This is a genomic window from Bradyrhizobium sp. (assembly GCF_028868675.1).
Lineage (GTDB): Bacteria > Pseudomonadota > Alphaproteobacteria > Rhizobiales > Xanthobacteraceae > Bradyrhizobium.
On the sequence record NZ_JAGWUA010000009.1, the window covers coordinates 40,405 to 49,627 of the forward strand.

8 protein-coding genes are annotated in these 9,223 nt (G+C 67.0%); 3 read left to right on the forward strand and 5 right to left on the reverse strand.

From position 1 onward, the window contains the following. Positions 1-6 precede the first annotated feature (6 nt). The 3 genes from KGM94_RS02605 to KGM94_RS02615 are packed head-to-tail and all read right to left on the reverse strand — an operon-like array spanning position 7 to position 2,923. The gene (locus KGM94_RS02605) at positions 7-819 is read right to left on the reverse strand and encodes an ABC transporter permease subunit (protein ID WP_300254657.1); all 813 of its coding nucleotides are present in this window, start codon (positions 817-819) and stop codon (positions 7-9) included. A gap of 5 nt (positions 820-824) precedes the next feature. Continuing rightward, complete coding sequence (locus KGM94_RS02610; RefSeq protein WP_300254660.1) at positions 825-1,739, reverse strand: ABC transporter permease; 915 nt, start codon at positions 1,737-1,739, stop codon at positions 825-827. Further along, positions 1,736-2,923: an ABC transporter ATP-binding protein gene (locus tag KGM94_RS02615; RefSeq protein WP_300254664.1), complete on the reverse strand. Its 1,188-nt coding sequence runs from the start codon at positions 2,921-2,923 to the stop codon at positions 1,736-1,738. The genes KGM94_RS02610 and KGM94_RS02615 overlap by 4 nt, the downstream gene beginning before the upstream one ends. A gap of 124 nt (positions 2,924-3,047) precedes the next feature. Here KGM94_RS02615 and KGM94_RS02620 point away from each other — a divergent pair, with 124 nt between their 5' ends. Continuing rightward, positions 3,048-3,278, forward strand: a complete 231-nt coding sequence (locus tag KGM94_RS02620; RefSeq protein WP_300254667.1) for a hypothetical protein — start codon at positions 3,048-3,050, stop codon at positions 3,276-3,278. Continuing rightward, positions 3,275-3,568, forward strand: a complete 294-nt coding sequence (locus KGM94_RS02625) for a type II toxin-antitoxin system RelE/ParE family toxin (protein ID WP_300254670.1) — start codon at positions 3,275-3,277, stop codon at positions 3,566-3,568. The genes KGM94_RS02620 and KGM94_RS02625 overlap by 4 nt, the downstream gene beginning before the upstream one ends. Before the next feature lie 6 nt (positions 3,569-3,574). Here the strand turns inward: KGM94_RS02625 and KGM94_RS02630 are convergent, their stop codons facing one another. Both KGM94_RS02630 and KGM94_RS02635 read right to left on the reverse strand, forming a co-directional pair. Next, positions 3,575-5,044 carry a glycerol-3-phosphate dehydrogenase gene (locus KGM94_RS02630; protein WP_300254672.1) on the reverse strand — a complete coding sequence of 490 codons (1,470 nt, stop codon included), beginning with the start codon at positions 5,042-5,044 and terminating at the stop codon, positions 3,575-3,577. A gap of 42 nt (positions 5,045-5,086) precedes the next feature. Then, the gene (locus tag KGM94_RS02635) at positions 5,087-7,771 is read right to left on the reverse strand and encodes an EAL domain-containing protein (RefSeq protein ID WP_300254674.1); all 2,685 of its coding nucleotides are present in this window, start codon (positions 7,769-7,771) and stop codon (positions 5,087-5,089) included. A 205-nt stretch (positions 7,772-7,976) separates the two neighbouring features. Between KGM94_RS02635 and KGM94_RS02640 the strand changes: the two genes are divergently transcribed. Then, a complete protein-coding gene (locus KGM94_RS02640) occupies positions 7,977-9,080 on the forward strand; it encodes an NAD(P)/FAD-dependent oxidoreductase (RefSeq protein ID WP_300254676.1) in 1,104 nt (367 codons plus the stop codon). Positions 9,081-9,223: the final 143 nt, after the last annotated feature.

Genomic DNA, 9,223 nt, shown 5'->3' on the forward strand with positions numbered 1-9,223 from the left:
CTGCGCCTAGAGCGGAGCGGCGCTCTCGCCTTGCGTGCTCGACAGCTTCGAGGCCAGGGAGGCGACGATGATCACCACCGCGATGAGAGCGATCACCAGCGTGCAGATCGCGTTGATCTCGGGCTTCACGCCAAGCCGCACCTCGGAATAGATGCGGATCGGCAGCGTCGCGGATCCCGGGCCGGTGGTGAAGCTCGCGATCACGAGATCGTCGAGCGACAGCGTGAAGGCGAGCATCCAGCCGGCGGCGATCGCCGGCGCGATCAGCGGCAGCGTGACGGCGAGGAAGGCGCGGACCGGATCGCAGCCGAGGTCCATCGCGGCCTCCTCGAGGCTCCTGTCGAGCGAGCCGAGGCGCGACTGCACCACCACCGCGACGAAGCACATCGTCAGCGTCGTGTGCGCGATCGTCACCGTCCAGAAGCCGCGCTCGGCGTTCAGCGCCACGAACAGCAGGAGAAGCGATAGCCCCGTGATCACCTCCGGCATCACCAGCGGCGCATACAGCATGCCCGAAAACAGCGTGCGGCCGGCAAAGCGCCCGCCGCGCGAGAGCGCAACGGCCGCGAGCGTCCCCAGCAGCGTCGCGATGCTCGCCGAGCACACCGCGACCCGCAGGCTCATCCAGGCCGCCTCGATCATGGCGCGATCGTTGAAGAACTCATGGTACCAGCGCAGCGACCAGCCGCCCCACACTGTCACCAGGCGCGAGGCGTTGAAGGAGTAGATCACCAGGATGATTATCGGCAGATAGAGGAAGGCGAGGCCCAGCGCCAGCGAGACGACGTTGAAGTTGGAGAGGCGGCCGATCCTGCGCATGGCCTTTAGCGCCCCTGTTCCAGTTGGCGGCGCTGCAGCCGGTCGTAGAGCAGGAGCGGCGCCAGCAGCACGACCAGCAGCACGATCGCCGCCGCGGAGGCCACCGGCCAGTCCTTGTTGGTGAAGAACTCGAGCCACAGGGTCTGGCCGATCATCAGCGAATTGGAGCCGGCCAGCAGATCGGGGATCACGAACTCGCCGACGATCGGAATGAAGCAGAGCAGCGCACCGGCGCCGACGCCCGGCAGCGACAGCGGAAAGGTGACGAGCCAGAACACCTGCCAGGGCGGCGCGCCGAGATCGGCGGCGGCCTCCTCCAGCGCCGGCTCCATCTTCGCGAGCGTCGCGTAGAGCGGCAGGATTATGAACGGCAGATAGGAATAGACGATGCCGAGATACATCGCGCTGTCGGTGGAGAGCCAGACCACCGGCCGGCTCACGATGTGCAGCGCGAGCAGGATCTGGTTCAGCAGGCCGTCATGCTGCAAGATGTTGATCCAGGCGTAGATGCGGATCAGGAACGAGGTCCAGAACGGCACGATCACCAGCACCATCGCCACCGCCTGCCAGCGCTTCGGCAGCCGCGCCATGCCGTAGGCGATGGGGTAGCCGATCAGCAGCAGAATCGCGGTGGCCGTGAGCGAGACATAGAGGCTGCGCACATAGGCGAACACGTAGAGACTGTCGGAGGCCAGCAGCTTGAAATTGTCGAGCGACAGCGCCGCCAGCGCGGCGCGGACCGCCTGCCAGCCCGCGGTCAGGTCGAACAGCGGCTCGTAGGGCGGCTGCGCGATCGCCGTCTGCGACAGGCTGATCTTCAGCACGAAGGCGAACGGCACCAGGAAGAACAGCACCATCCAGCCATAGGGCGCGATCGCAGCGAAGCGCGCAGGCCGGGTGAAGATGCGGCGCGCGCTCATTGCTCGAGCACCAGGCAGTCGTCGGGCGTGAACCAGGCGACCACGTGCTGGTCGATGCCGTAGGCGTCGATGTCGATGCGCGCGGTATTGGCCATCGAGGACCGCACCGTTCCGCCGGCGTCGAGCCTGACCTTGTAGGTGGTGGTGCCGCCGAGATAGCAGACGTCCGTGACCACGCCGTCCAGCCGGTTGATCGCCGATCCCTGGCCCGCGTCGCTCGCCGGGCCGCGGCGCGAGAGCTTCACCTTCTCGGGACGGATCGCGATCGACACCTTGGCCTTGTCGAGCGCCCTGTCGGGCGCGGCCACCAGCAACGCCCCGGCGTCGCGAGTCGCGATCGTCAGGCGATGGCCGTCTTGCGACTGCAGTTCGCCGTCGAACAGGTTGATGTCGCCGACGAACTCCGCGATCCAGCGCGAGCGCGGCGCCTCGTAGAGCTCGCGCGGAGCCGCGACCTGATCGAGCCGGCCGGCGTCCATCACCCCGATTCTATCAGCCATCGTCATCGCCTCCTCCTGGTCGTGGGTGACGATGATGAAGGTCATGCCGAGCCGGCGCTGCAGCTCCAGCAGTTCGCCCTGCGTGCTCTCGCGCAGTTTCTTGTCGAGCGCGGCGAGCGGCTCGTCGAGCAGCAGCACTTTTGGGCGGCGGGCGAGCGAGCGGGCCAGCGCCACGCGCTGCCGCTGGCCGCCGGAAAGCTGGTCCGGCTTGCGCTTCTCCAGCCCCCCGAGCTTGACCAGCGCGACCATCTCCGCCACGCGCGCGGCGATATCGGCGCGCGCCATGCCCATGCGCTTCAGGCCGAAGGCGATGTTGTCGCGCACGGACAAATGCGGAAACAGCGCGTAGTTCTGGAACATCATGTTGATCGGGCGCTCATGCGGCAGCGTCGGCGCGATGTCGCGCCCGCCGAGCAGGATGCGCCCCGCGTCCGGCGCCTCGAAACCGGCGAGCATGCGCAACAGCGTCGTCTTGCCGCAGCCGCTGGGGCCCAACAGCGCGAAGAACTCCCCGGCCCTGATGTCGAGCGACACGCCGTCGACGGCGCGAAACCCGCCGAACGATTTCACCACGCCCTCGATTCGCAGCAGCGGCTCATCCGACGGCGGATACGCGTCCGGCCCGGCCGCGGCAGCGACGGTCCGATCCGCAGACGCCTCGATGTCGGATAGTTCCTCAGCCATGGTCCCCGCCGGCTCCGAAAATGCAGCCGCACGCTAGCGGCGGATCGATCCCGGCTCAACCGGTTCGAGCCGAACCCTGCAAGATCTCCCTTCATATCCAGCCCGACCGACCTATAATTACTGTATGACCAAGCTGCTGGATCAGGCTCTTGAGATCGCGCGCAGCCTTCCCGCGGAGGCGCAGGACGATATTGCCCGTATCGTTCTTCAGCTTGCCGGTGGTGAGGCGTCATCGCCCGTGAAACTGTCGGATGATGAACGATCGGCGATCGCGACATCGAAGGCGGCTGCCGCACGCGGCGAATTTGCAACGGACGCACAGGTTCGCGCGACCTGGGCGAAGCACGGGCTGTGAAGCTCCGATATACCCTCCCCGCTCTCGCAGACCTCGATTCGATCCTGACCTACATTGCAGCAGCTTCCCCACAGGGAGCAGGACGCGTCCAGCGACGTATCCAGGACGTCGCCGATCTGTTGCTGGCGCATCCGGAGATCGGCATCCGAACCGACGATCCGGATATTCGAAGGTTGACAACGACGCCTTACCCCTTCCTGATCTTCAATGAAATCGCGGCCGACGAAATCGTCATCCACGCCATCCGGCACGCTGCGCAAGACCCCGGCGGAATGCCTGGCGCTCGCTGACCGACTTCAACACACGCTGGCCATGAACGCGGCCAGCGCGTCGCGGTCGGCTTGCGACATGGTCAGGCCGAGCTTGGAGCGGCGCCACAGGATGTCGTCGGGAAAGCGAGCCCATTCCGTCGTCATGAGATAGCGCACCTCGGCGCCCGTCAGTTCCGGGCCGAAGGTCGGACCGAGGTCGGCGCGGCTCGTGGCCTCGCCCAGCACGGCGGAAAGCCGCGAGCCATAGGCCGCCACCAGGCGCCGGGCCTGCGGCTCGGCGAGGAATCGCCAGCGGTCGCGCACAACGTCGACCTCGTCGTCGAAGCGCTGCCAGGCGAAATCGCCGCCCGGCAGAACGGCGCCGGCCGTCCAGCGCGGCGACATCGGATAAAACGGCGTCAGCCGGCTGACGGCCCGCTCCGCGCGCAACCGCGAGATCGTGACGTCGCCGCCGAAGATCGTGATCAGCGGCGCCCGGCGCCTGCGCGCGTCGACGACGAGCGCGCCGTCCCGCGTGAGGCGCCGCTGCGCGGGGTCTTGCGCCAGGTTGACGCCGGAGACGGTCCGAACCACGTCGGTCGGCTCGACCCGTTCGCGGAAGTAGCGGTTGGCCGCCTCGCAGAGATAGCTGACGTCGGCCGCCGGCATGGCGACAATCCCCGGATCGCCCTTGAAGGGATGCGTGGCGGTGCCGATCAGCGTGAAGTCGCGCTCGAAGGGGCTCGCGAAGATCAGCCGCCCGTCGCTGTGCTGGAACACGTAGACATCGTCGGACTCGAACAGCCGGCGCACGATGATCTGGCTGATCTGAATGGCGCCTGCGGCCGGCGGCTTCTGCCGCAGCACGGTCTCGGCGACCATCGAGGTCCAGCCGCCGGTGGCGTTGACCAGCGCGCGCGCCGTGATTGCCCGACGATGCCCGCGATCAACCACCGCAAGGCGCCAGATATCCGTCCGGTCCGCACGCACGCAGCGCGCGCCGGTGCGGATGACGGCGCCGCGTTCGGCCGCATCCAGTGCGGTCAAGATCACGAGCCGGGCATCGTCGACCACGCAGTCCGAATATTCGAAGGCGGTGCCGAACGGCCGCTTCAGAGCATTGCCAACCGGATGGTGGGTGATGTCGATCGTCGCCGACGGCGGCAGACCGTTCCGCCGCGTCAGGCGGTCATAGAGCAGGAGGCCGGCGCGCACGAGCCAGGGCGGCCGCTCATCCGAATGGGAGGGGATGGCGAAGCGCATCGGGCGGACCAGATGCGGCGCGATCTTGAGCCAGGTGCCGCGCTCGGCGAGGGCTCGCCGCACCCGCCAGAAGCCGCGGCGCTCGAGCACCGACAGGTCGCCGTGGACCAGGCGCGGCGTAGCCGAGGAGGCCGCGCCGCCGAGGTCGCCCTGCTCGAACAGGATCACCCGCAGGCCACGACCGGCGGCGTCACGCGCGATGCTGACGCCGTTCAGGCCGCCGCCGATGATCGCGAGATCGTAATCCGCCATGAAGCCGTCGTGAGGGAACGAACAGAGGAGCCGCGCCCATCACTAGCCGGTCTTGAGCGCAAGCTCCATCGTCTCCGCACGGCCGACCAGGCCGGCATAGCGTCCGATCGGCAGCGGCTTCCCGAGCAGGTAACCCTGCACGCCGTCGCAGCCCTCCCTGGCGAGGAAGGCGAGTTGTTCCGTCGTCTCGACGCCTTCGGCGATGATCGACATCTCCAGGCCGTGTCCGAGATCGATCACGGCGCGGACGATCGCCGCCGATTGCGGGTTGCGGCCGAGATTGACGACGAAGGCGCGGTCGATCTTGATCTTGTCGAACGGGAACGCCTGCAGGTAGCTCAGCGAGGAATAGCCGCTGCCGAAATCGTCCATCGAGATGCGCACGCCCAGCGCCTTGAGCCGGCGCAGCAGGGCGAGGCCGCGGTCGAAATCCTCGATCAGCACGCCTTCGGTGATCTCGAGCTCCAGCCGGCCCGGGGCAAGGCCGGTCTCCAGCAGGATCGAATGCACGAGCCCGACCACGTCGCCGTGCATGAACTGCGCCGGCGACAGGTTGACGGCGACCTGGAGCGGCTTCGGCCAGGATGCGGCCTCGCGGCAGACCTCGCGCAGGATCCACTCGCCCATCTCGACGATCAGGCCGCTCTCTTCCGCAATCGGAATGAACTCGGCCGGCGACACCTGTCCGCGAACCGGATGCCGCCAGCGCGCCAGCGCCTCGAAGCCGATGATCTCACTCTCCGCCACGGTGTGGCCGGCGATCCCCTGCGGCTGGAAGGCGAGCGAGAGCTCGCCGTTCTTGATGGCCTTCGACAGGTCCTGGTGCAGCACGCGACGGTCGCGGATCTGCTGGTCCATCTCCGGCTGGTACAAGCTGATGGTTCCGCGCGACTTCTGCTTGGCGCGGAACAGGGCCGCGCTGGCGTTCGCCAGCAGCGAGGCGCCGTCGGTGCCGTTGTGCGGAAACACGGAGATGCCCGTGGTGACGCCGGCGCGGACCGCCCGGCCGTCGATCTGGAACTCCTGGGCGAGCGCCTCGCCGAGCTGGCGGGCCAGCGCCATGCCGGCCTCCGGCTGCCTGCCGTCGATGATCAGGCCGAACTCGTCGCCGGACAGGCGCGCGACCACACCGCCGCGCGCGACGTCCTGGAAGCGCTGGGCCACCTCGACCAGCAGCTTGTCACCGAGCGCATGGCCGAAGACGTCGTTGACCTCCTTCAGCCCGTCGAGATCGAGGCAGAGCACCGCGAATTCCTCGCTCGTGCCCTCGCAGGCTTCGATCATCTGCGTCAACGCCTGCAGGAAGGCGGCCCGGTTCGGCAGATCGGTCAGGCCATCATGATAGGCCATGTGCGCCATGCGCGACTCGGTCTGCCTGCGGTCGGTAACGTCTTCGTGGGTCTTGATCAGGTATTGCGGCTCGCCGGCGTCGTCGAGCACGGTCATGCGCCGGGTCAGGAACAGCCGCAGGCCGTCCTTGGTCGAGATCGGATGTTCCTCGGTGAGGAGTCCCCGTTTCTTGATCGCCGCCTCGTCCCGCGCGATGATGAGCTTGGCTTCCTTGGCGTTGAAGATGTCCGCCGCGGTCAGGCCCATGGCGTCTTCGCGGCTGCGATTGAGAATTGCCTCGGCGCTGCGGTTGGCGAGCAGATAGCGGCCGTCCTTGACCCGCTCCACGATCAGCGACACCGGGATGTTGTCGACCACGAGCTCGAGGAACTTCTTGGTGCTCTCGAGCTCCCGCGACAGCGACCGGCGATCGGTGACGTCCTCGAACAGCGCGATCAGGAATTCCGGCTGGTTCTGCTCGTTGCGGGCGAGGACGCGGACGGAGGACAGGACGCGCGTCTCCGGCCCGCGCTCGACCTTGAACTCGTTGCGGAACTGCCCCTCGGGGGAATCCAGCGCCGCGCGATCGGCGGCCTCGATGCTCGCCGCCGTCGCGGGACGGAAGATCTCGTCGGCCCGCTTGCCGACGATGCGGTCGCGCGAGAAGCGCGAGAAGCGCTCGAAGGCGCGGTTGGCGAAGATGTAGCGGCCGTCCTCGATGTTCTTCGCGGCGACGCAGACCGGGACGTTGTCGAGCACCGATTCCAGGAACTGCTTGGTGGAGGCGAGCTGCCGCGACAGCTTGCGCTGTTCGCTGACGTCGAGATGGGTCGCCACCGAGCCGCCGTTCGGCAGCACGAAATACTTGACCAGGATGGCCCGGCCGCCCGGCAGCTCCGTGATCAGGCCGTTGTGGCTCTGCGCCTTCTCGTAGAACTCCTCGTTGCTGACGCCGAGCACGCCGCGGTCGCGACGCAACTCGAGGATGTCGTCACCGGACATGCTGTGCCAGAGGTCCGACCGCGACAGGCCGTAGATCTCGAGGTAGCGGTCGTTGCAGAAGATGACCCGCTGCCGCGAATCGGTCATCACCACGCCCTGGTTCAGATTATTGAGCGCGGAGGAGACGAAGGCGTTGCGCCGCAGCTGCATACGCCTGGCCCGGCGCAATGCGGAGTGGATCCACAGCACGATCGCCGCAAGAAGCGAGCAGACGGCAACGCCGCCGATCAGGGCTTCCCAGATCAGGTTGGGATCGAGATTGCCGACATAGCTTTGCGGGGCGAAATCGACCGACAACGCAAAGGCGCGTGCAGGCGCGATCGCGCAGCCGAGGCACACGACGGCCTGCACAGCAATCAGGATAGTGCTGCCCGCGTGCCAGTTCTTCTCAGCCATCCGCCACCCGCAATTTCAACTGAGGATTGTCTGGCTTCACGCGTTTGGATCGGGTAAACGCCTGTTCGCGCGACGGAAAAATGTGACGTCAAATACGGCAATTGCCCTGACATGATAAATGCTTCCTTAACGGCGAGCTATCCGGCGGCCCGTGTTCCGGGCGAGCCGGGCGTCGCTTCGCGGCCAATCGAATCCCTCGGCAACCATGGATAGAGTCGATTGCGTCGTGATCGGAGCCGGCGTGGTCGGTTTGGCGGTGGCCCGGCGGCTGTCGCAGGCCGGACGCGAGGTCATCGTGCTGGAGGAGGCCGAGGGAATCGGCACCATCACCTCCTCGCGCAACAGCGAGGTGATCCATGCCGGGATTTACTATCGCGCGGGCAGCTGGATGGCGCGCTTCTGCGTCAGCGGCAGGCACGCGCTCTATCGCTACTGCAGGGAGCGCGGCATTCCGCACAGGAACTGCGGCAAGCTGATCGTCGCGGCCAATCCGGAGGAGACCGAGAAGCTGCAATCGATCAAGGCGCACGCCGAGGCCAACGACGTGCTCGACATGCAGCTGCTCTCGGGCGAGGCCGCGCGCGCGCTGGAGCCGGCGCTCGCCTGCGACGCCGCCCTGCTGTCGCCCTCCACGGGCATCGTCGACAGCCACGCCTACATGCTTTCGCTGCGCGGCGAGGCCGAGGAGGCCGGCGCCGCCTTTGCGTTTCATACGCCGCTGCTTCGCGCCAAGGCGGCCGGCGGCATGATCGAGATCGACGCCGGCGGCAAAGCTCCGATGACGCTGCAATGCCGGCTGCTGGTCAACGCCGCCGGGCTTTCAGCCACAACGGTGGCGCGCGGCATCGACGGGATGCCGCTGGAACGGATTCCGCCCGCCTATCTCGCCAAGGGCAATTATTTCAGCTGCAGCGCGCGGGCGCCGTTCTCGCGGCTGATCTATCCGGTGCCTGAACCCGGCGGGCTCGGCGTTCATCTGACGCTGGACATGGCGGGCCAGGCCAGATTCGGTCCCGACGTGGAGTGGATCGAGGCCATCGACTACGCCGTCGATCCGGCGCGCGCCGAACGGTTCTACCCGGCCATCCGCAAATACTGGCCGGGCCTGCCGGACCGCGCACTGATGCCGAGCTATTCGGGCATCCGGCCGAAGATCGTTCCGCCCGCCGTGGCGACGCAGGACTTCCTGATCCAGGGTCCGCAGGACCATGGCGTCGAGGGCCTGATCAATCTGTTCGGGATCGAGTCGCCGGGACTGACGTCGTCGCTTGCGATCGCCGATCATGTCGGCGCCATCGCAGAAATCTAGATGCAGAAATCTAGATCATGACGCGATCGTTCGAAATCGCATCATGATCTGATCGCTTGTTTGAGCTTGATCTCCGTGCAAACGCGTTACGCGCTTGTCGCGAGGCAAAGCCGGCTTCCACTTCCCGATCAGCTTCAAAAAGA